Origin of the sequence: Streptomyces sp. AC512_CC834 (genome assembly GCF_019049325.1) — a bacterium.
GTDB lineage: Bacteria > Actinomycetota > Actinomycetes > Streptomycetales > Streptomycetaceae > Streptomyces.
Genome location: NZ_JAGMUO010000130.1, coordinates 45,123 through 65,975, shown reverse-complemented (window position 1 = coordinate 65,975; position 20,853 = coordinate 45,123). Strand labels below are relative to the sequence as shown.

Below are 20,853 nucleotides of genomic sequence, written 5' to 3'. Positions count from 1 at the left end.
CGGCGCCCGGTCGCGGCGGGGGTCGCCGGCGTGGTGCCTCCGCCCGGTCAGCCGCGGAGGCGGCGCGCTCGCCACAGGAGGTACAGGGCCGTGGCGACGGCGGCGGTGCGCAGGACCCAGGGCCAGGTGTCGGTGACGGCGTCGTTCATGTGGCCCTCGGCGATCGGATCGCCCCAGCGGCCCTCGGTGCGGCCCCACAGCCAGACGGCACCGGCGGCGGCGACCGTGCCGGGCAGGCCCAGGACGGCCCACTTCGACTGGGCGGGGGTCAGCCGGCGGGAGAGGTAGGCGATCAGCCAGCCCAGGCCGAGTGCGACGAGGTTGCCGAGCACGGCACCGACGACGAGGAGGCCGGCGGCGAGCAGGAGGAGGGGGTTGTTCCAGCCGCCCTCGGGCCACAGGCGGCGCAGGCGGCGGCGCCGGGTCCCGTCCGGCTCCCCGGCGACCAGTTCCCCGGCCTCCTCCTCCACGGCCTCCCCCGCCTCCACGGGTGACTTCCCGCCGGTGGCGGCGTCCTTCTTCGCCGTCTCGTCCTGCTCCCTCGGCGGCGGCTTGAGCAGCTCCGGGATCTCGATGCCGCCGACGAACCCGGGCACGCTGTCGAACCCGGGCAGGCTGCCGCCGACGCCCGCGAACGGGCCGTTCTCCACCCGCCACCAGTCCGGCTGACGGCCGCCCGCGCCCCCCAGTTCCTGCGCGCTCGCCAGGTGCGGCGGGGACGCGGCGGGCTCGGCCGGGGGTTCGGGCGCGGCGCGGCGCAGGCTCTTGCGGCGTTCGGCCTTGCGGGGCCCGGCCTTGCGGGGCCCGGAGTCCCGCTGGACGGGCACGGCGGTGGGCGGCGGCACCGACGGCTGCCGGGCCCCGCTCGTGCCGCCCGCCGCGTCGACGATGTCGTCGGGGCTGCCGAGCCGGTCCAGGATGCGGCGGACGGCGGCGGGGCTGTCCACGGTGGTCTTCGCACGGTGCCGGTCGATCTCGTTGCGCAGCTCCGAGACCAGCCGCATGCGGGTGGCCGACGGCAGTTGCCGCTGCTGGGCCACGTCGCCGACGCGGCTCAGATACTCGAAGACGACCTGGTCGCTCTCGATCCCCACGTTCCCCTCCGGGGCGGTGCGTTGTGGTACCCGTCGTACCCTGTCGTACCCCGTCGGACGAAGGTACCGAATCTTCCCGTGACCGGCCGACGGCACCGCACCGTCGCACCCGCACCCCGCCGTCGCACCCACCCGCTAACGTGGGCCGGATGAGCACCGAGGAGAAGTCCGCGGCCCCCCGGTCCCTCGCGGAGGCGCTCCGCGTCAGGGACGACGTCTCGCTGGCCGCCCTCCTGCGCAGCCGCCCCGACCTCATCACCCCCGTGCCCACGGACCTCACCCAGCTCGCCACCCGCGCCGGCACCCGTGCCTCGGTCGTGCGGGCCCTGGAGCGGCTGGACCGGTTCGCGCTGCAGACGGCTCAGGCGCTGGCCGTGGCGTCGGACCCGGCGTCGTACCGTGAGCTGCTCGCCCTGATGGGCGGCGACGAGGCGGACCCCGCCGTCGCGGCCGCGCTGCCCCGGGCCGCCGCCCTGCTGCGCGAGCAGGCCCTGGTGTGGGGCGCCGACGACCGGCTGCGGCTGGTGCGCACCGCCCGCGAGCTGCTCGCACCTTCCCCGCAGCATCCCTCGCCGACGGGGCTCGGGCCCACCGTGCGGGAGGCGACGGCGGGGATGTCGCCGGGCCGGATCCAGGAGATCGTCACCGCCGCAGGACTGCCCTCGACGCACGACTCCGTCTCCGCGGTGTCCGCGCTCGCCACCCTGTTCGCCGACCGGCGGCGGATGGCGGCGCTCCTCGCCGAGCTGCCAGGGGAGTCCCGGGAGGTGCTGGCCCGGCTGGTGTGGGGCCCGCCGTACGGCCAGGTCACCCACGACCCCGCGCACCACCTGCGCGCGCTGCTGGACCGGGGCCTGCTCCTGCCGACCGCGCCGGGCACGGTCGTGCTGCCCCGCGAGGTGGCCCTGCATCTGCGCGCGGGGCGGGCGCACCGCACGGCCGAGCCGGTGCCGCCGCCGGTGGAGGCCGCCGCCGCACACCGTCCACAGGTTGTGGACGCCACCGCGGCCGGGCAGGCCCTGGCGGCGCTGGGAGTCGTCGAGGAGCTGCTGAAGGAGTGGGACGAGGGCGGCCCGACGGTGCTGCGGGCCGGTGGTCTGAGCGTGCGCGACCTGAAGCGGACGGCCGTCGCCCTGGACGTGCCCGAGCCGGTCGCCGCCTTCTGGGTCGAACTGGCCTACGGGGCCGGGCTGATCGCCACCGACGGGGAGTCCGACGAGCGGTACGCGGCGACCCCGGCGTACGACGAGTGGCGCGAGCTGCCCCCGGCCGAGCGCTGGGCGCGGCTCGCCGGGACGTGGCTGACGGCGACCCGGACGCCGGGCGTGGTCGGCGGGCGGGACGCGAAGGACCGTACGCTCTCGGCGCTGGGCCCGAACCTGGACCGTTCGGCGGCGCCGGAGGTACGGCACCGGGTGCTGATCCTGCTGGCGGGGCTGCCCGAGGGCGCCTCGCCCACCGAGGAGTCGGTGCTGGCCCGGCTGGGCTGGGAGCGCCCGCTGCGCGCTCCGCAGCGGGAGCAGCGGCAGACGGGGGACGACGATCTGCGGACCCGGATCGCCCGCTGGACGCTGTCCGAGGCGGAGCTGCTGGGCGTCACCGGGCGCGGTGCGCTGGCGGCACCGGGGCGGGCCCTGATCGGGGCACCCGAACCGTCCCGTCCGGCGGAGGACCACAAGAGCCCGAAGAGCCCCACGAGCCCCGAAATCCCCGAAAGCCCCACGAGCCTCGAAGGCCCCGAACGGCCCGAAGACCCCGAAGGGCCCGAGGGTCCGGGCGACAAGCTCCCCGTCCATCACCGCACACCGCCGGTGCCCGCCGCCCCGACCTCCGCCGAGCAGGCCGTGGCCACCGCGACCGCCGCCCGGCTGCTCGAACCGCTCTTCCCCGAACCGCTGGACCACGTGCTGCTCCAGGCCGACCTGACGGCGGTGGCGCCGGGGCCGCTGGAACGCCCGCTGGCCGATCTGCTGGGCGTCCTCGCGGACGTGGAGTCCAGAGGCGGGGCGACCGTCTACCGGTTCACGCCGGGCTCGGTACGCCGTGCGCTGGACGCCGGGCGGACCGCCGCCGACCTGCACGCGTTCCTCGCCCGGCACTCCCGTACGCCGGTGCCGCAGCCCCTCACGTACCTGATCGACGACGTGGCCCGGCGGCACGGGCAACTGCGGGTGGGCGCGGCCTCGGCGTACGTGCGCTGCGACGACGACGCCACGCTGGACGAGATCCTCGCCGACAAGCGGGCCGTCGGCCTCGGCCTGCGCCGTCTGGCGCCGACCGTGCTGGCCGCGCAGGCCGACCCGGCGGCGCTCCTTGAGGGGCTGCGCGCGCTGGGCTTCGCGCCGGCCGCCGAGTCCGCCGCGGGCGACGTGCTGATCACCCGCGCGGACTCCCACCGCACTCCGCCGCGGACGGCACCGCAGCCGGTGCCGGACGGTCCGCCGGTCGCCGACGACACGCTCCTGACGGCGGCGATCCGTGCCGTCCGGGCCGGCGACCTGGCCTCCACGACCCCGCGCAAGCCGCTCCCCGGCGGTGAGGAAGGGGGCGGGGAAGGCGACGGCGAGGGCGGCGACGGGGGCGGTGCCACACGCGGCGAGCTGCCTCGCACGGGCGCCACCGAGACGCTGGCCACCATGCAGGCGGCGGTCCTGACCGGCGAGGCGCTGTGGATCGGCTACGTGAACGCCGAGGGCGCCGCCAGCCAGCGCGTCATCGCGCCGATCCGCGTCGAGGGCGGCTTCGTCACGGCGTACGACCACACGGCGGACGAGGTGCGCACCTATCCGCTGCACCGGATCACCGGCGTGGCCGAACTCGCCGACGACGCGCGCTGATTCCGGCGCACTTTCGGGTGTACGCGGCGATTCATGCACGCCACGCCGGGTGATTCGCACCTGCGAGGGAGCTTTTTTCATATTCCGCATCGGTTCGTCGACGCTCGGGCAGCCACCGGGTGCCCTGCAAACGAACCGAAAGGAAGAACCCGATGCGTACTGCCGTTCGCCGTGTCGCCACCGTCCTGACCTCCACCGCGGCGCTGCTCGCGGCGTTCGCCGCCGAGGCCGCCGCCGTCGGCATCGACCTCGGCGGAGGCGTCACCCTCTGACCCGTCCCCCCTTCCGCGACTCTCGGCGGGCCGGGTCCCAGTCCCCCTGACCCGGCCCGCCGACCTCCCCGCACATCCGAGCACCCGAGCGTCCGAGCGTCCGAGACTCCGAAAGGCCTCCCATGCGCGCCAAGCCCTCCGCCCCCGACCACTCCCCCGACCGCTCCGCCGTGCGTTCCGCCGTCGCCGTCTCCGTCGCCGCCCTGATCACCGCCGCGGCGCTGTTCGGCGCCCTCGCCCCCAAGGCCGCCGCGCTGGAGGGGCCGCTCATCAACAACATCGACATCGCCGTCCGGTAGGCCCGTCCCCGCGATCAGGCACACTGGACGTTTGGCCGAGCCGTCGTCCGGCCGCACGCACGCGAAAGGGTGCCGCCCGTGAATGGTCCGCTGATCGTCCAGTCCGACAAGACCCTGCTCCTCGAAGTCGACCACGAGCAGGCAGGCGACTGCCGTCGGGCCATCGCGCCGTTCGCCGAACTGGAGCGGGCGCCGGAGCACATCCACACCTACCGGGTGACGCCGCTGGGCCTGTGGAACGCGCGAGCGGCGGGCCACGACGCCGAGCAGGTCGTGGACGCCCTCGTCGAGTACAGCCGCTACCCGGTGCCGCACGCGCTGCTCGTCGACATCGCCGAGACGATGGACCGCTACGGCCGCCTCACCCTCTCCAAGGACCCGGCGCACGGTCTTGTCCTGACGAGCACCGACCGGCCGGTCCTTGAGGAGGTCCTGAAGTCGAAGCGGATCGCGCCGCTGGTCGGGACCCGCATCGACGACGACACGGTGGCCGTGCACCCCTCCGAGCGCGGGCAGATCAAGCAGACGCTGCTGAAGCTGGGCTGGCCGGCCGAGGACCTCGCCGGGTACGTCGACGGCGAGGCGCACGCGATCGAGCTGGCCGAGGACGGGTGGGCGCTGCGCCCGTACCAGAAGCAGGCGGTGGAGAACTTCTGGCACGGCGGCAGCGGTGTCGTCGTGCTGCCCTGCGGGGCGGGCAAGACGCTGGTCGGGGCGGGTGCGATGGCGCAGGCCAAGTCGACGACGCTGATCCTGGTCACCAACACGGTCTCCGCCCGGCAGTGGAAGCACGAGCTGGTCAGGCGCACGTCGCTGACCGAGGACGAGATCGGCGAGTACAGCGGCACCCGCAAGGAGATCCGGCCGGTCACCATCGCCACGTACCAGGTGCTGACGACCCGGCGGAAGGGCGTCTACCCGCACCTGGAACTGTTCGACTCCCGGGACTGGGGGCTGATCCTCTACGACGAGGTGCACCTGCTGCCCGCGCCGGTCTTCAAGTTCACCGCCGACCTCCAGGCCCGGCGGCGGCTCGGCCTGACCGCGACCCTCGTGCGGGAGGACGGCCGCGAGTCGGACGTGTTCTCCCTCATCGGGCCGAAGCGGTTCGACGCGCCGTGGAAGGAGATCGAGGCGCAGGGCTACATCGCGCCCGCCGACTGCGTGGAGGTCCGGGTCAACCTCACCGACGCCGAGCGGCTCGCGTACGCCACCGCCGAGACGGAGGAGAAGTACCGCTTCTGCGCGACGACCGACACCAAGCGCAAGGTGACGGAGGCGATCGTGCGGCGGTTCGCCGGGCAGCAGATCCTCGTCATCGGCCAGTACATCGACCAGCTCGACGAACTGGGCGAGCACCTGGGCGCGCCGGTCATCAAGGGCGAGACGACCAACGCCCAGCGGGAGAAACTCTTCGAGTCCTTCCGGCAGGGCGAGATCAGCGTCCTGGTCGTGTCGAAGGTCGCGAACTTCTCGATCGACCTGCCGGAGGCGACGGTCGCCGTCCAGGTGTCGGGCACGTTCGGGTCGCGGCAGGAGGAGGCCCAGCGGCTCGGCCGGGTGCTGCGTCCGAAGGCCGACGGCCACCAGGCGCACTTCTACTCGGTCGTCGCCCGCGACACCCTCGACCAGGACTTCGCCGCCCACCGCCAGCGCTTCCTGGCGGAACAGGGCTACGCCTACCGGATCATGGACGCGGACGAGGTACTGGCTGAGGGAGGCTGAATCCGCCCCGGGACCACCGGTCTCAGTGGCGGCGGACGCCGGCCTCCTCGCCGTACTCGCCGAGGACGACCACGTCGAAGGCGGCGCCGGCGAACACCCTGACAGCCCGCAGGGTGTCACCGATCCGGTGCCGGTGGCTGCCGGCCACGGGCGTGGCGCCGGACACGCGGCCCGGTGCCTGGGCGGGGGAGATGGTTGCTGCGCTCATGTCTCCATGGTGCGACCGCACACCCCCGAACGGCATCGGTCTGTGGACCGAACCCCCTCGGGCGCCGCGTACGCCTGCGGGCGGACGCCTTCCCCTCAGGTAGGAGGGCCCGACCCCTAAGGGTCGTAGGAAAGTCGTTGGCCCGTGCCGACCCCGCTCCCCTAGACTTCCGCTCTTGCCCGCCTCCCCACGGAGTGCTGCCGTCCGGACGGAAACCGGTCGGCCCACCGCGCGCGTCCCGCGCCCACAGCACCGCATCGCATCGCAGGTCATCCGGAGGCACTCCCTTGTCCACGCCCGTCCACGAGGACACGCCCGTCCACGACGACCCCCTCTCCAGGGAACGCTCCCATCTCGCCGCGTCCCGTTCCGCCCTGCGCTCGATGCGCGCGGACGTGGAGTCCCTCGACATCACCGACGTCACCGCGAACTGGGTCAACGCCGCGGTCCTGGAGAGCCAGATCGAGCAGCGCATCAAGGCGCTCGCCGACCTCAGCGAGACCCCGCTCTTCTTCGGCCGGCTCGACTACGTACACGCTCCGGGCGCCGAGCAGGCGGAAGGCGGTGAGGGCGAGAGGTTCTACGTCGGGCGCCGGCACGTGCACGACGCCGACGGCGACCCGATGGTGATCGACTGGCGGGCGCCGGTCTCGCAGCCGTTCTACCGGGCGTCGAAGAAGGACCCGCAGGACGTCTCGCTGCGCCGCCGCTTCGGCTACACCGGCGGGGACCTGACCGCCTACGAGGACGAGCACCTGCTGGACCCGGCCGAGGCCGCGACCACCACCAGCAGACTGCTCCAGCAGGAGATCGAGCGGCCCCGTGTCGGCCCGATGCGGGACATCGTGGCGACGATCCAGCCCGAGCAGGACGAGATCGTGCGCGCCGGACTGACCGGCTCCGTCTGCGTCCAGGGCGGTCCGGGCACCGGCAAGACCGCCGTCGGCCTGCACCGCGTCGCCTACCTCCTGTACGCGCACCGCGAGCGCCTCGCCCGCACCGGCACCCTGGTCATCGGGCCGAACCGGTCCTTCCTGCACTACATCGAGCAGGTGCTGCCGGCGCTGGGCGAGCTGACGGTCCGCCAGGCGACCGTCGACGACCTGGTCGCCCACGTCGAGGTGCGCGGCGCGGACGAGGCGGCGACGGCGGTGATCAAGGGCGACGCGCGGATGGCACGGGTCCTGCGCAGGGCCCTGTACGCGCACGTCACCCCGCCCGCCGAGGGCGTCGTCGTGGTGCGCGGCTCGCGCCGCTGGCGGGTGCCGGTGTACGAGCTGGAGGAGATCGTCCGCGAGCTGCTCGCCCGTGACATCCGCTACGGCGCCGCCCGCGAGGCGCTGCCGCAGCGCATCGCGCACTCCGTGCTGGTGCAGATGGAGCGCGCGGGCGAGGCCCCGGACGACCGGGTGCAGAACACGGTGGCGCGCAACGCCGCCGTGAAGGCGCTGGTGAAGTCGGTCTGGCCGCAGGTCGACCCGGCCAGGCTGGTCCTGCGTCTCCTCGCCGACGCAGACTTCCTCGCCGAACACGCCGAGGGGATCCTCACCGAGGACGAGCAGAAGGCGGTGCTGTGGGTGAAGCCGGCCCGCTCGGTGAAGTCCGCGAAGTGGTCACCGGCCGACGCCGTACTGATCGACGAGGCGACCGACCTGATCGAGCGCACCCACTCCCTCGGACACGTGGTCCTCGACGAGGCGCAGGACCTCTCCCCGATGCAGTACCGCGCGGTGGGCCGGCGCTGCACCACCGGTTCGGCGACGGTCCTCGGCGACCTGGCGCAGGGCACCACGCCGTGGGCGACCCGGAGCTGGGAGGAGGCGCTGGGGCATCTGGGCAAGGGCGAGGCCCTGGTCGAGGAGCTGACGGCCGGTTTCCGCGTCCCGACGGACGTCATCGCGTACGCCTCCCGGCTGCTGCCGCACATCGCGCCGGGCCTGACGCCGGTGGCGTCGATCCGCGAGAACCCCGGCTTCTTCGACATCCGCACGACTGACACCGGTACGGCCGACTCCGGTACGGGCGACGCCGGTACGGCCGACGTGGTGGCGGCCTGCCGTGAGCTGCTGGAGCGGGAGGGCTCGGTCGGCCTGATCGCCGCCGACGCCAGGGTGCCGGAGCTGGCGGCGGCCCTGGAGGCGGACGGGATCGGGTACGTCGGCCCCGGCGAGGAGACGACCCACGCCACCCGCCTGACCCTGGTCCCGGCCTCGCTGGCCAAGGGCCTGGAGTACGACTACGTGGTCCTGGACGAACCGCGGGCCGTGGTCGACGGCGAGCCCGACGAACGGACGGGGCTGCGCCGCCTGTACGTGGCACTCACCCGCGCGGTCTCGGGCCTGATCGTGACCCACGGGACGGAGCTGCCAAGGCAACTCGTGTAGGCGGAGCTGCGGGCAGTCGTGCCTGGGGCGGCGCCCGTCCCAAAGAGGCGGCACCCCGTCAACGCGGGCGAGTGACACTCACCCCCGCGACCACCGGCACAGGCGCACCACCCAACCGAACCCTCAGCGTCCGAGCACCCGCCGCCACTCCCCCACCGCGTCCGCCGAGACCGGCCCGCCCCACCCGGCGGGCCGCGCCGCGCCGCCGATGTGGAAGCCGTCGATCCCCGCGTCCAGCAGCCCGGGTACGTGCTCCAGCCGCAGGCCGCCCCCCACCAGCAACTGCTGCTCGTACCCCGGCTCCCCCCGCCGCCGCGCCTCCGCGAGCAGCACCGTCAGGCCCTCGTCCACTCCATCGGCCGCCCCGGCGGTCAGATACGTGTCGAGGCCCGGAAAGTCCGCGAGCTGCTTGCGCAGGGCGTCCCGGTTCGCGGCCCGGTCGATCGCGCGGTGGAACGTCCACCGGCACCCGTCAAGGACCCCGGCGACCCGCTCCACCGCCCCGAGATCCACGTCGCCCTCCGCGTCGAGGAACCCCAGCACGAACTGCGTGGCCCCGGCCTCCCGCATCCGACCGGCGACCCGTGTCAGCCGTTCGACGTCCCCGGCGGCGAACCCGTCCGCAAGCCGCAGCATCACCCGTAGGTCGATGTCGACGGCGGCGCGGATCGCGGCGACGGTCTCGGCCGGCGGGGTGAGTCCGTCGGCCGCCATGTCGGTGACCAGTTCGAGGCGATCCGCGCCTCCGGCCTGGGCGGCGATCGCGTCCTCGACGTCGAGGGCGATCACCTCCAGGACTGCACGCTTGCTCATGGGACCCCATTCGTCGCGGCCTGCTACAGGTCTAGTCCAATCCAAGACTACGCCCAGACAGCAGGCCGGGGTGCCCGCGTCGCTGCTCAGCCGCCGAAGATGTTCAGCTCCGCCGCCTCCACCCCGGCCAGCTCGTACCCGGTCGCTCCGTCGAGGGGGCGGCCCGCGTAGAGCCGTACGAGGGTCGCGGCGTCGCCGATGAACCGGCCCGGCGGCCGCTCACCGCTCACCGCGCCCAGTTTCAGGGGCTCGTCCAGGTCGTCGAGGTCGGCGTGGAGCGGCACGTGACCGCGCTCGCGGGTGATCGCGGCGAGCAGCGCGAGCGCCTCCGGCAGCCCACGCCCCGCGTACGCCCCCGGTGCGCCGAAGGTCGTCCGCACATCACCGGCGTGCACCCACTCGCCCAGTGCGACCGCGTCCAGTACGCCGCCCGCGCGGGCGATCACCGGGCCGGCCTCGGTCATGCCGCGCTCCAGCTCGCCGACGATCCGGTCGTTGGTCCAGTCGGCGCGTTCCGCGATGTCGCGGTCGTTGCACTCGGGGGAGAAGACGCCCCTCTCGAAGCGGTTCTCCACCACCCGGATCAGTGCGGTGGAGCAGTGCGCCAGCATGTCGCGCACGCTCCAGCCCGGACACGCGGCCACCGGCAGCGCGAAGTCCGCGTCCGGCCGGGACCGCAGCAGCGGTAGCAGTTCGTCCCGTTCGATGGTCAGCAGCCGCCCGGGCAGTTCGGGATCGCGTACGTCGTGCACGTCTGCGGGAGTCGTCATGGACTCCACGTTAGGGGCCGGGACCGGCGCGCGGTCGGCGTCTCAACGTCCCAGCAGGGCGTCCAGTTCGGCGGCGAAGAGGAGCGCGGGGTCGAAGCCCATGCCGGTGAACTGTCCGGCGAGTTCCAGGGACAGCACGCCGTGCAGCCGGGACCAGAAGGACAGGGCGCGGTGGAGGGCGGCGGAGGGTGCCGGGTGGCCGCCCGCCCACTGCCGGTGGGTTTCGAGGTGTGCGTCGAACGCGCCCGTGCTGCCGTCCGGCGGCAGCGCGGCGCAGGCGTCGAGGATGACCGTCATGGTCTCGGCGGCGATCTCGGTGATGTCGTCGGGTGCCCGGTAGCCGGGGACGGGGGTGCCGTAGACGAGGAAGTAGCGCTGCGGGTCGTCCAGGGCCCAGGCGCGCAGGGTGTGCGCCAGTCCGGCCAGGTCGGCACCGGCCCCGGCGGCCGCCCGGAAGGCGTCGGCCTGGCTTCGGTAGGCGTCCCGGACGAGTTCGGTGATCAGCTCGTCGCGGCCGTCGAAGTACCGGTAGAGCGCGGGTCCGCTCATGCCCATCCGCTTGGCGATCGCGTTGAGGGAGAGCGCGGACGCCCCCGCCGCGGCGATCTGCTCCCACGCGTGTTCCTTGATCTCCGCCCGCACCTGGGCGCGGTAGCGCTCGCGCGGGGTCGTCGTGCGCGGCTCCGGCATGGTCAGCCCGCCATCTCTCAATTTCCGCCAGGCCAACTTCTCCGGGCCAGGATTCACCACTTGGTTAGAAGCTATCACGAAAGCTATCTGGAAGAATGAGCGCATGGCCGACCTCGACGCCCTGCGCTCCCGCTTCGCCCGTGCCCTCGACCGGGCCAGGAGTCCCGCACCCGGCGGCCCGGACCCCGCGCCGTACGCGGACAACCTGCTCGCCCGCTGGCAGGAGCCCCAGCGGCACTATCACACCCTGGCGCACCTCACCGCGGTCCTGGACCACGTCGACGTACTGGCGGACCACGCCGACGACGCCGACGTCGTACGCCTCGCCGCGTGGTTCCACGACGCCGTCTACCAGCCCGACCGGTCCGAGAACGAGGAGCGGTCGGCGCGTCTCGCCGAGCGTGCCCTGCCCGAGGCCGGGGTCCCGGCGGAGAAGACCGCCGAGGTGGCCCGGCTGGTCCGGCTCACCACCACCCACGCCCCGGCAGGCGACGACCGCGACGGGCAGGTGCTGTGCGACGCGGACCTGGCGATCCTCGCCTCGCCGCCGTCGGCGTACGCGGCGTACACGGCGGCCGTCCGCGAGGAGTACCACTTCGTGCCCAGCCATGCCTTCCGCGAGGGCCGGGCCGCGATCCTGCGCCAACTCCTGGACCTGCCCAGCCTCTTCCACACCCCGCACGGACGGCGCGAGTGGGAGGCGACCGCCCGCCACAACCTCACCGGGGAGCTGGAAATGCTGTCGCTCCCCGACACCCCCGGCCTCTAGCCTGCCCGGTATGCGGAACATGGGCGGGGAACAGGTGGAAGAGGCCGTCGCGAGCGCCGTCGCGCTGCTGCGGACGGCGACGGAACGGGACTGGGAGACGACACCGGCCGGACGGCTCGAATGGACCTGCCGGTACACGGCGGAGCACGTCGCGGGCGACCTCATCGCCTACGCGGGCCAGCTCGCCGGACGCGCCACCAAGGCGTACGTCCCCTTCGAGATCACCCTGGACGAGGGCACCGGCAACGAGGACGTGCTCCAGGTGATCGAGACGACCGGCGCGCTGCTCGCCGCCACCCTCCGCACGACTCCGCGCGAGGTCCGGGCCTTCCACCCGTACCCCTATCGCAGCGCGAACCGTGAGGGCTTCGCCGCGCTGGGGGTCGCCGAGGTGTTCCTGCACACGCACGACATCGCCGCAGGCCTCGGCCTGGCCTACGAGGCGCCCGCCGGGCTGTGCGCGGACGTCCTCGCCCGGATCTTCCCGCACGTCCAGCCGGGCGCCGACCCCTGGCGCACCCTGCTGTGGGCCACCGGCCGCGGCGACCTGCCCGGACGTGCCCCGGTCACCGAGTGGCGCTGGCGCAACAACCTGGTGGTCCCGGCCGAGCGGCTCACCCTCCAGGGCGTCACGCCCGCCGCCGCCACCGACCTCGCCGCGGGCGGCGACGGCGGCTTCGCGTGGGTCGAGGGCGGCCCCTTCCAGGGCACGCGCGACGCCGCCGGGATGCTGCTCAAGGCGTACGGGGCGGGCGTGCACCGCCCGGAGTGGGGCGTGTTCGTCCTCGTACGGGGCGAGGACGGGCGCGCGGTCGGCGGCATGGGCTTCCACGGGCCGCCGGACGAGGACGGCCGGGTGGAGATCGGCTACGACCTGGTCGAGGCCGCCCGCGGCAACGGCTACGCGACCGAGGGCCTGCGCGCGCTGTCCGCGTGGGCGCTGGAGCGGGAGGAGGTGACGTCCGTGTTCGCGACGACCGACCCGGACAACACCGCGTCGCAGGCCGTCATCGTCCGTGCCGGTTTCGCCCGGGTCGCCGGGGAGGACTCGGGGAGCGCGGAGGGCGCGGAGGGCGCCGAGCAGTTCGCCTACGAGCTGCGCGGCTGAGAGCCGCCGCGCGGCCGGGCGGAACCGGCACCGGATCCGCCGACACCGGATCCGCCGACACCGGATCCGCCGACACCGAGTCCGCCGGCGCCCTTGCGGCGGCGCAGCCCCGCCCCGTGCAGCAGCCGCACCACCTCGCGGCTGCTGACCTCGAGCGCGCCCGCGGACACGGCGTCGGCGTAGCGCTGGGCGGGCAGGTCGTAGTGGTCGCGTTCGAAGGCGCGGCGCGGCACACCCAGGGTCGCGGCGAAGGCGTGCAGTTCGGCGTAGGAGACGTCGCTGACGAGGTGCGACCACAGGCGGCCGTGCCCCGGCCAGGTCGGCGGGTCGATGTAGAGGGTCACCGGGCGGCCGTCCTCACGAGGGCTCCGGGCCGCCGGTGGCGGCGCCCAGCGAGCCGACCGCCGCGACTTTCACGCCCGCCTGGCCGCACACCCAGTGCGGGTCGGGACCCAGTTCGGGCTCGACGTCCAGCGCGTGCGGGTCGCCGGCGCCGCACACCGGGCACAGCGGCCAGCGGCCGTACCGCTCCAGCAGGGCGTCCTGCACGTCCTGCGCGACCAGCCCCGCCACGAACGGGGCACCCTCCGGCCACTGCTCGACCCACCAGCGCCGCTGCACGACGGACTCCTCGACGAGGGACACGACGTCCGGCTCGGCGACCTGACCGGCCACCAGGTCGGCGAGCACGAGGGCGCGCGCGGCGTGCAGCGTCTGCTCGAGGGGGCTGATGGGGTCCATGCACCCATTGTGCGCACTCTTGACCCGCGCACCGAAACGAGAATATCTTTCATGAGTGACCGATGAAGTGAAGGAAACTTTCGCGAAGGCCTCCGGGGGCCGCCGCGCCACCGTTGGCGGCAGCGCGCCGCCCGCGCCCGCCGCCCTCGCGGCCAAGGTGCGCACGCTGGCGCCGTCGATGACCCGTTCCATGCAGCGGGTCGCCGAGGCCGTCGCGGGCGACCCGGCCGGCTGCGCGGCCCTCACGGTCACCGGCCTCGCCGAGCTGACCGGCACCAGCGAGGCGACCGTCGTACGCACCGCCCGGCTGCTCGGCTACCCGGGCTACCGTGATCTGCGCCTCGCGCTGGCCGGGCTCGCCGCCCAGCAGCAGTCCGGCCGCGCGCCCGCCATCACGACCGACATCGCGGTCGACGACCCGATCGCCGACGTCGTCGCCAAGCTCGCCTACGACGAGCAGCAGACCCTCGCCGACACCGCCGCGGGACTGGACACCGTCCAGCTCGGCGCGGCCGTCGCCGCACTCGTCGCCGCCCGCCGCACCGACGTGTACGGCATCGGCGCCTCCGGTCTGGTCGCCCAGGATCTCACCCAGAAGATGCTGCGTATAGGGCTCATAGCCCACGCCCCGGGCGACACGCACCTCGCCGTCACCAACGCGGTGCAGCTCCGCGCCGGGGACGTCGCCCTCGCGATCACGCACTCCGGCTCCACGGGTGACGTCATCGAACCGCTGCGGGTCGCCTTCGAGCGCGGCGCGACGACCGTCGCGATCACCGGCCGCCCCGACAGTCCCGTCACGCAGTACGCCGACCACGTACTGACCACGTCCACGTCGCGGGAGAGCGAGCTGCGCCCGGCGGCGATGTCGTCCCGGACCAGTCAGCTACTGGTGGTGGACTGCCTGTTCGTGGGCGTGGCACAGCGGACCTACGAGTCGGCCGCGCCGGCTTTGGCGGCTTCCTACGAGGCGCTGGCGCACCGGCACGGGGCGCATCGCGGCAGGCCGTAGGGCCATCGGCAGCACCACCCGGCACCGAGTACCGAGTACCGAAGTACCGAGCAGACACCAGAAAGAGCCGCACCCTCATGACCTCCACCCCCCATCACCCCGACCTCCGTTCCCAGTTGGAGACGCTGACCACCGAGGCGTTCCGGCCCGAGCTGGCGGAGATCGACCGGCTGCCCACCCTCGACATCGCGCGGCTGATGAACGGCGAGGACGCCACCGTGCCCACCGCCGTCGCCGAGCGGCTGCCCGAGATCGCCGCCGCCATCGACGCCGTGGCCGCCCGGATGACGCGCGGCGGACGGCTGGTCTACGCGGGCGCCGGTACGGCCGGCCGACTCGGCGTACTGGACGCCTCGGAGTGCCCGCCCACCTTCAACACCACCCCCGGGCAGGTCGCCGGCCTGATCGCGGGCGGCCCCGACGCCATGGTCACGTCCATCGAGGGCGCCGAGGACTCGCCCGAGCTGGCCCGCGCCGACCTGGACGCCCTCGCCCTGACCGCCGACGACACGGTGGTCGGCGTCTCCGCCTCCGGCCGCACCCCGTACGCCGTCGGCGCCGTCGAGTACGCCCGCTCGCTCGGCGCCCTGACCGTCGGCCTCGCCTGCAACCGGAACAGCGCCCTGGCCGCCGCAGCCGAGCACGGCATCGAGGTCGTCACCGGGCCCGAGCTGCTCACCGGCTCCACCCGCCTGAAGGCCGGCACGGCACAGAAGCTGGTCCTGAACATGCTGTCGACGATCACCATGATCCGGCTCGGCAAGACGTACGGGAACCTGATGGTGGACGTCCGCGCCTCCAACGAGAAGCTGCGCGCCCGCTCGCGCCGAATCGTCGCGCTCGCCACCGGTGCCGCCGACGCCGACATCGAGCGCGCCCTGACGGCGACCGACGGCGAGGTCAAGCACGCGATCCTGGTCCTGCTCGCCGACGTGGACGGCCCGACGGCCGCCCGCCTCCTGACCGAGTCCGGCGGCCACCTGCGCGCGGCGCTCACGGGGGCGCACGACTGACCGAACGCTCCTGCCCGTGCCTCCGGCCCTGTCGGCGCCGTGTGCGATTCTGAAGAACATGAACCACGCCCAGCTAACCGCACTGGGCCGCGCCCTGCGTCTCCTCGGTGAGCACGGCGAGGCCCTGAGCACCGACACGCCGGAGGCCAAGCTGCACGAGGTCCGCGCGGACCTGAAGCGGGCGCTGGACCAGTTGGAGGAGAGCGTCACGACGACGGCCCCCAGCACCCGCTGCCCCGAGCATCCGAACGGGCCGGTCGACAAGGCCGCCCCCGACCTGTGCCTCCTGTGCGAGACCCGCCGCCGCACCGCCCGCCGCGCCGAGTACAACGGCGACCCGCTGCCCGCCCGGCCCACCGAGCCGGTCCAGTCCCGGTACGGGGTGCGGGGCGACCGCCCGCAGCCCCAGCAGCGCTGGCTGCCGGAGCTGTGGAACGGCCAGGCGTGGCAGTTGTGCGGCACCCCGCGCCGCGACCGCCGCGAGGCCGAGCTGTACATCGCGGCCCAACTGCGCGCACCGCGCGCGGCGATGGCGTACCGGCTCGTCCACGAGTTCACGGACTACGAGGTGCTGCGGGTGTGGGGCACACCGGTACGGGTGGACATCGAACCGATGGGCGGCCTCTGACGTGGTGAGCCTGACGTGGTGAGTCCGACGTGGTGAGCCTGACGTGGTGAGACGGAACGACCAGCGCCGCGCCGCCCTCGTCGACGGCGCGATCGAGGTGCTGGCCGCGCAGGGCGCCCGGGGCCTGACCTTCCGCGCGGTCGACACGGCGGCGGCCGTACCGCCCGGCACCGCGTCCAACTACTTCGCGAACCGCGACGACCTGCTCACCCAGGCCGGCGCCCGCGTCTACGAGCGCCTCCACCCCGACGAGGCCACCCTCACCCGCCAGCGCACGGCCGGCCGCGACCGCGAGACCTACGTCCAGCTCATGCGCGAACTCGTCGACCGCATCGCCGCCTTCCGCACCGGCTACCTCGCCCTGCTCGAACTCCGCCTGGAGGCCACCCGGCGCCCCGAGCTGCGCGCGGTCCTCACCGAGCGCATCCGCGAGGATGTCGCCGCCAACGTCACCTACCACGAGGCGTCCGGCCTCCCCGGCGACGCGACGGCCGTCAAGCTCCTCTATCTCGCCCTGAACTGGCTGATCGTCGAACAGCTCACCCTGCCGGACGTGTTCACCCCGGCCGAGCGCGACGAGCTGGTGGCGGCGGCGGTCGAACGCATCGTGACACCGGACGAAGACCGATAGACAGACAGAACGATAGACAGACCGCCCGCCCACCCGCGGGTCAGATCTGGTTCTCACCGCCGTCGACGTACCAGTTGGCGCCGAGGACGAAGCTGCTCTGGTCCGAGGCGAGGAAGGCCACCACCGCGGCGACCTCCTCGGGGCGCCCCATCCGCCCGATGGCCGTGTCCGTGGCGAGCTTCGCGCGGGCCGCGATCGCGTTCTCCTCGCCGACGAGGCCGGTGATCCCGGGGGTGTCGACCGGACCCGGGGAAACGGCGTTGACCCGGACACCGCGCCCCTTGAGTTCGTTGGCCCAGCCCCGCGCGAAGGTCCGTACGGCGGCCTTGGAGGCGGCGTACAGGCTGAACGCCTCCGCGCCGTTGTCGGCGGCGGTGGAGGCGTTGAGGATCACCGAGGCGCCGTCGTTGAGCAGCGGCAGCGCCTTCTGCACGGTGAAGAGCACGCCCCGCACGTTGACACCGAAGATCTGGCCGATCTGCTCTTCGGTGACCTGTTCCAGCGGTATGTGTGCGGCGGTCGCCGCGTTGGCGAAGACCACGTCCAGCCCCCGGCCCCGGGCGCGGACCGCGTCGTAGAGCCGGTCCAGGTCGTCGAGGTCGGTGACGTCCCCGGCCACCGCCGTGACCTTCGCCGCGCCGATGGTCTCCACCGCGGCGTCCAGCTCGGCCTTGCGCCGTCCGGTGATGAACACGTGCGCGCCCTCGTCCGCCAGCCGCACCGCGGTGGCGAGGCCGATCCCGGTGCCGCCGCCCGTGATGACGGCGGTCTTGCCTTCGAGCTGTCCCATGAGAATGACCTCCGTGAAGTTCAGTACCGATCGGTACCGAAAGAGAACGTAGCACATCTGCACCGTTCGGTACGGAAGCGGTAGAGTGGGCGCATGGAGACGCGAGGAAAGGGGCCGATCGGCCGCCCGAGAGGATTCGACGCCGACGAGGCCCTCGAACAGGCCATGCGGGTCTTCTGGAAGCAGGGCTACGAGGGCGCCAGCCTCACCGACCTCACCAGCGCCATGGGCATCACCCGCACCAGCATGTACGCGGCCTTCGGCAACAAGGAGGACCTGTTCCGCAAGGCCCTGGAGCGCTACGAGGAGGGCCCCGCCGCGTACGTGGCCCGGGCCCTGCTGGAGCCGACCGCCCGCGAGGTGGCAACCGCGTTCCTGAACGGCGCCGTCCGGACCAGCACCCGCCCCGGCTGCCCGCCCGGCTGCCTGGGCGTCCAGGGCTCCCTCGCCGCCGGCGACACCGGACTCCCCGTCCGGGACATGCTCGCCGACTGGCGCAACGGGGGCGTTACCCATCTCCGCGACCGCTTCCGGCAAGCGATCGACGCCGGCGACCTGCCCGCCGACACCGATCCCGTGGACCTCGCCCGCTACCTCATGACCATCGCCAACGGCATCTCCGTCCAGGCCGCCGGCGGCGCCACCCGGGAAGACCTCCAGCGGGTGACCGACATGGCCCTACGGAGCTGGCCACCCGCCTGACGAAGCGCCCTAGCGTCGTACGCTCTCGTGGTTCGTCCCGCGCAGCCGGGCCTTCAGCACCTCCTCCGGCCGCGCCACGGCCACCGACGCCTGCGGGCAGTCCCACTCCCGGCCCCCGGCGACCGGCCGCAACTGCACGCTGCCTCCGACATGCCCCATCACCTCCCCCACACGCCCGTCCCTCGCGTCCACAGCATGCGTACCCACTGCGGGCCGCTCCCCCCGCACCACCGACGCCAGCCGCTCGGCCACCCGGACGTTGCACCGCCCCAACTCGACCAGGGCGAACGGCTCGTCACTCGCGCCGGTCACCGGATCGACACACAGGGACGGCAGTACGACACCGGCGCCCACGAGGGCCTGCCGCAAGGACTCGACGACTTCTTCGGTCGACCGCACCCTTCCTCACCTCCACGCTGAGTTCGTGATTCGCGACACAGCGTGTCCGTTCCGCCCCTAACCTGGCCATACAGGGCGCCCCAACAACCGCTGCTGTGCGACCGGGAGTTCCGTCACCATGCCAGGACCGAAAGACCTCGACCCGTCCTCGTCCCCCCGCGCCCTCCTCGGCGCCGAGCTGCGCCACGCCCGCGAGAAGTCCGGCCTGAGCCAGGAGGAACTGGGCGCCCGCCTGTTCGTCAGCGGCTCGTTCATCGGCCAACTGGAGTCCGGCACGCGCCGGATGCAGCCGGAGTACGCACGTCTGCTGGACGACGTCCTGGGCACGGAGGACTTCTTCCGGCGGAACTGCGCGGCTTCGGCCAAGTCGAAGTATCCGGAGCACTTTGCGGAGGCGGCGGAGGCGGAGGGGGCTGCTACGGAGATCAGGGAGTACGCACCCCTGTTGATCCCCGGGCTGTTGCAAACACCCGCGTATACGCGAGCAGTGTGCCGCGCCTACCAACCCACCGCGCCTGACGATGTGATCGAGGCGCTCGTAGCGGCCCGAATGGATAGGGCCCAGCTCCTCGACGATCCAACAGAGCCGTTGTTGTGGGTGGTGCTGGACGAGGCCGCGTTACGTAGGGCGACGGGGGGACGCGAGGTGATGGCCGAGGCGCTTGCCCACATCGTTGCTCTGGTCCGCCGGAACCGAATCATCGTGCAGGTGCTTCCCTTCACGGCGGGTGCACACGCAGCGCTGGAGGGCGCCATCAAGTTGATGAGCTTCGACGACGCCCCACCGCTGGCCTATTTCGAGGGTGTTGGGACGGGCCGCCTTGAGGACGATCCCGCAATCGTCCGCTACCAGCGGCAGACGTACGACCTCCTCTCGGCCTGCGCCCTGTCCCCTCAGAACTCCCTGGCTCTTATCGAGGCGATGGCGCAGGATTACGCCCATGAGGAGCGACACTGAGGCGACTTGGTACAAGTCCAGCTACAGCGGCGGCAGCGGCGGCAACTGCCTCGAGGTCGCTCGCTGGCGCAAGTCGACGTACAGCGGCGGGAGCGGCGGCGACTGCCTGGAAGTCGCCACCGGGAACCCCGCCGTCATCCCGATCCGCGACTCCAAGAACCCCGACGGCCCCAGGCTCCGCTTCCAAGCCGATGCCTGGTCGGTCTTCGTCGACGGCATCAAGGGAGCCCCAGCTTCCACGTGACCGTGGGGCCACTCGCTTCCTTGCCAGGGTCGTGCTTCCACGACCCGAGTAAAGGGCGCTCCCTGCGGTCGCGTCGGCTCCGCCGATGGGCCTGCGGCCCACCCTTGACTCGGCTCGCTCCAGCACGAGGGAGAAGCGAGCGAGCGGCCCGGGAAAACGGGTGGCCGAGGCACGCCGGTCCCTCCCGTCGGCCGCCCAGTCCCCGGCACGAGGGGCGCGCTCGCGCCTCGCATGCACGCCGGGCCGTCTCAGCGGCTTTCGGCCGGAGGGTGGAGGAGTGGAGGTGTCGGCCGCATGGCGGGACCGGCCGGATGGCGGTGTTGGCCGGATGGCGGTGTCGGCCGCTTGGAGGGGCCCGACGACGCGATCGGACACTCTGTCCCACCCTTCATCGCACCCCACCTGCGTATTCACCCCACACACCCGGGACACACTGTCCAATCACCCCCTCCACCCTCCCCACCCCAGACCACCCTCCGAAAGCCGCGAACAAATCCGCCGATTTGTTCGCGGCTTTCGGCATGGGTCCCCCACCCACCGCTCGCCATCCACCACCCACCGGCCGTCCGCCGCTGAGCCGACCCGGCGTGCAGGCGACGCGCCCACGCGCTCCCCGCACCACCCTCCGGGCGAAAGCCGCTAAGCCGTGGCGGCGTGCTGGCGAGGCGCCGACGCGCCCCTCACCCCGGGCCACTGGGCGACCCGCCCAAGGGACCGGCCCACCCGGGACACCCACCCTCCCCCGGCCGCCCGCACGCTTCTCACC

The 20,853-nt window shown here is 73.3% G+C and carries 21 protein-coding genes and 1 pseudogene; 13 read left to right on the top strand and 9 right to left on the bottom strand.

Features of this window, described 5'->3' with window-relative positions:
* Window positions 1-47: 47 nt before the first annotated feature.
* The gene (locus tag KUM40_RS39950; protein WP_217171301.1) at window positions 48-1,094 is read right to left on the bottom strand and encodes a hypothetical protein; all 1,047 of its coding nucleotides are present in this window, start codon (window positions 1,092-1,094) and stop codon (window positions 48-50) included.
* Between the two features lie 149 nt (window positions 1,095-1,243).
* On the opposite strand from KUM40_RS39950, the gene KUM40_RS39945 reads away from it, so the two are divergent.
* The 3 genes from KUM40_RS39945 to KUM40_RS39935 all read left to right on the top strand — a co-directional run bounded on the left by KUM40_RS39945 (window position 1,244) and on the right by KUM40_RS39935 (window position 6,227).
* Window positions 1,244-3,931, top strand: coding sequence for a helicase C-terminal domain-containing protein (locus KUM40_RS39945; protein ID WP_217171300.1), 2,688 nt, complete (start codon window positions 1,244-1,246; stop codon window positions 3,929-3,931).
* A 394-nt stretch (window positions 3,932-4,325) separates the two neighbouring features.
* The gene (locus tag KUM40_RS39940; RefSeq protein WP_217171299.1) at window positions 4,326-4,502 is read left to right on the top strand and encodes a hypothetical protein; all 177 of its coding nucleotides are present in this window, start codon (window positions 4,326-4,328) and stop codon (window positions 4,500-4,502) included.
* Between the two features lie 78 nt (window positions 4,503-4,580).
* Window positions 4,581-6,227 (top strand): DNA repair helicase XPB, encoded by a 1,647-nt coding sequence (locus KUM40_RS39935; protein WP_217171298.1) that lies wholly within the window; start codon window positions 4,581-4,583, stop codon window positions 6,225-6,227.
* Between the two features lie 22 nt (window positions 6,228-6,249).
* On the opposite strand, the gene KUM40_RS39930 is transcribed toward KUM40_RS39935, so the two are convergent.
* Window positions 6,250-6,435 (bottom strand): hypothetical protein, encoded by a 186-nt coding sequence (locus KUM40_RS39930; protein WP_217171297.1) that lies wholly within the window; start codon window positions 6,433-6,435, stop codon window positions 6,250-6,252.
* Window positions 6,436-6,722: 287 nt separating this feature from the next.
* Between KUM40_RS39930 and KUM40_RS39925 the strand changes: the two genes are divergently transcribed.
* The gene (locus KUM40_RS39925; RefSeq protein ID WP_217171296.1) at window positions 6,723-8,819 is read left to right on the top strand and encodes an ATP-binding domain-containing protein; all 2,097 of its coding nucleotides are present in this window, start codon (window positions 6,723-6,725) and stop codon (window positions 8,817-8,819) included.
* A 123-nt stretch (window positions 8,820-8,942) separates the two neighbouring features.
* Here KUM40_RS39925 and KUM40_RS39920 read toward each other — a convergent pair whose 3' ends face one another.
* The 3 genes from KUM40_RS39920 to KUM40_RS39910 all read right to left on the bottom strand — a co-directional run bounded on the left by KUM40_RS39920 (window position 8,943) and on the right by KUM40_RS39910 (window position 11,092).
* Window positions 8,943-9,632: a copper homeostasis protein CutC gene (locus tag KUM40_RS39920; protein WP_217171295.1), complete on the bottom strand. Its 690-nt coding sequence runs from the start codon at window positions 9,630-9,632 to the stop codon at window positions 8,943-8,945.
* 86 nt (window positions 9,633-9,718) lie between these two features.
* Window positions 9,719-10,402, bottom strand: a complete 684-nt coding sequence (locus KUM40_RS39915; RefSeq protein WP_217171294.1) for a maleylpyruvate isomerase family mycothiol-dependent enzyme — start codon at window positions 10,400-10,402, stop codon at window positions 9,719-9,721.
* A 42-nt stretch (window positions 10,403-10,444) separates the two neighbouring features.
* Window positions 10,445-11,092 (bottom strand): TetR/AcrR family transcriptional regulator, encoded by a 648-nt coding sequence (locus tag KUM40_RS39910; RefSeq protein ID WP_217171293.1) that lies wholly within the window; start codon window positions 11,090-11,092, stop codon window positions 10,445-10,447.
* A 103-nt stretch (window positions 11,093-11,195) separates the two neighbouring features.
* Between KUM40_RS39910 and KUM40_RS39905 the strand changes: the two genes are divergently transcribed.
* Both KUM40_RS39905 and KUM40_RS39900 read left to right on the top strand, forming a co-directional pair.
* On the top strand, window positions 11,196-11,861 hold the full coding sequence (locus KUM40_RS39905; protein ID WP_217171292.1) for a hypothetical protein: 666 nt from the start codon (window positions 11,196-11,198) through the stop codon (window positions 11,859-11,861).
* A gap of 10 nt (window positions 11,862-11,871) precedes the next feature.
* The gene (locus KUM40_RS39900) at window positions 11,872-12,969 is read left to right on the top strand and encodes a GNAT family N-acetyltransferase (protein ID WP_217171291.1); all 1,098 of its coding nucleotides are present in this window, start codon (window positions 11,872-11,874) and stop codon (window positions 12,967-12,969) included.
* Between the two features lie 86 nt (window positions 12,970-13,055).
* Here KUM40_RS39900 and KUM40_RS39895 read toward each other — a convergent pair.
* Both KUM40_RS39895 and KUM40_RS39890 read right to left on the bottom strand, forming a co-directional pair.
* Window positions 13,056-13,313, bottom strand: a pseudogene (locus KUM40_RS39895) (DUF4031 domain-containing protein); the annotation flags it as partial.
* Between the two features lie 13 nt (window positions 13,314-13,326).
* On the bottom strand, window positions 13,327-13,710 hold the full coding sequence (locus tag KUM40_RS39890) for a hypothetical protein (protein ID WP_217171290.1): 384 nt from the start codon (window positions 13,708-13,710) through the stop codon (window positions 13,327-13,329).
* A 55-nt stretch (window positions 13,711-13,765) separates the two neighbouring features.
* Here KUM40_RS39890 and KUM40_RS39885 point away from each other — a divergent pair, with 55 nt between their 5' ends.
* From KUM40_RS39885 to KUM40_RS39870, 4 genes are all read left to right on the top strand, one after another.
* Window positions 13,766-14,722, top strand: coding sequence for a MurR/RpiR family transcriptional regulator (locus KUM40_RS39885; protein WP_217171289.1), 957 nt, complete (start codon window positions 13,766-13,768; stop codon window positions 14,720-14,722).
* A gap of 77 nt (window positions 14,723-14,799) precedes the next feature.
* Entirely contained in the window at window positions 14,800-15,735 is a 936-nt protein-coding gene (murQ, locus tag KUM40_RS39880) for an N-acetylmuramic acid 6-phosphate etherase (RefSeq protein ID WP_217171288.1), read from the top strand.
* Between the two features lie 58 nt (window positions 15,736-15,793).
* A complete protein-coding gene (locus tag KUM40_RS39875; protein WP_217171287.1) occupies window positions 15,794-16,363 on the top strand; it encodes a hypothetical protein in 570 nt (189 codons plus the stop codon).
* Window positions 16,364-16,406: 43 nt separating this feature from the next.
* The gene (locus KUM40_RS39870; RefSeq protein WP_217171286.1) at window positions 16,407-16,994 is read left to right on the top strand and encodes a TetR/AcrR family transcriptional regulator; all 588 of its coding nucleotides are present in this window, start codon (window positions 16,407-16,409) and stop codon (window positions 16,992-16,994) included.
* A 40-nt stretch (window positions 16,995-17,034) separates the two neighbouring features.
* Here the strand turns inward: KUM40_RS39870 and KUM40_RS39865 are convergent, their stop codons facing one another.
* Window positions 17,035-17,784: an SDR family oxidoreductase gene (locus KUM40_RS39865; RefSeq protein WP_217171285.1), complete on the bottom strand. Its 750-nt coding sequence runs from the start codon at window positions 17,782-17,784 to the stop codon at window positions 17,035-17,037.
* Window positions 17,785-17,877: 93 nt separating this feature from the next.
* Between KUM40_RS39865 and KUM40_RS39860 the strand changes: the two genes are divergently transcribed.
* Window positions 17,878-18,486, top strand: coding sequence for a TetR/AcrR family transcriptional regulator (locus KUM40_RS39860; RefSeq protein WP_217171284.1), 609 nt, complete (start codon window positions 17,878-17,880; stop codon window positions 18,484-18,486).
* 9 nt (window positions 18,487-18,495) lie between these two features.
* Here KUM40_RS39860 and KUM40_RS39855 read toward each other — a convergent pair whose 3' ends face one another.
* Window positions 18,496-18,885 carry a hypothetical protein gene (locus KUM40_RS39855; protein WP_217171283.1) on the bottom strand — a complete coding sequence of 130 codons (390 nt, stop codon included), beginning with the start codon at window positions 18,883-18,885 and terminating at the stop codon, window positions 18,496-18,498.
* A gap of 118 nt (window positions 18,886-19,003) precedes the next feature.
* On the opposite strand from KUM40_RS39855, the gene KUM40_RS39850 reads away from it, so the two are divergent.
* Together KUM40_RS39850 and KUM40_RS39845 are read left to right on the top strand one after the other, a co-directional pair.
* Complete coding sequence (locus KUM40_RS39850) at window positions 19,004-19,843, top strand: helix-turn-helix transcriptional regulator (protein ID WP_217171282.1); 840 nt, start codon at window positions 19,004-19,006, stop codon at window positions 19,841-19,843.
* Window positions 19,827-20,087 carry a DUF397 domain-containing protein gene (locus tag KUM40_RS39845; RefSeq protein WP_217171281.1) on the top strand — a complete coding sequence of 87 codons (261 nt, stop codon included), beginning with the start codon at window positions 19,827-19,829 and terminating at the stop codon, window positions 20,085-20,087. The genes KUM40_RS39850 and KUM40_RS39845 overlap by 17 nt, the downstream gene beginning before the upstream one ends.
* The last annotated feature ends 766 nt before the right edge of the window (window positions 20,088-20,853 follow it).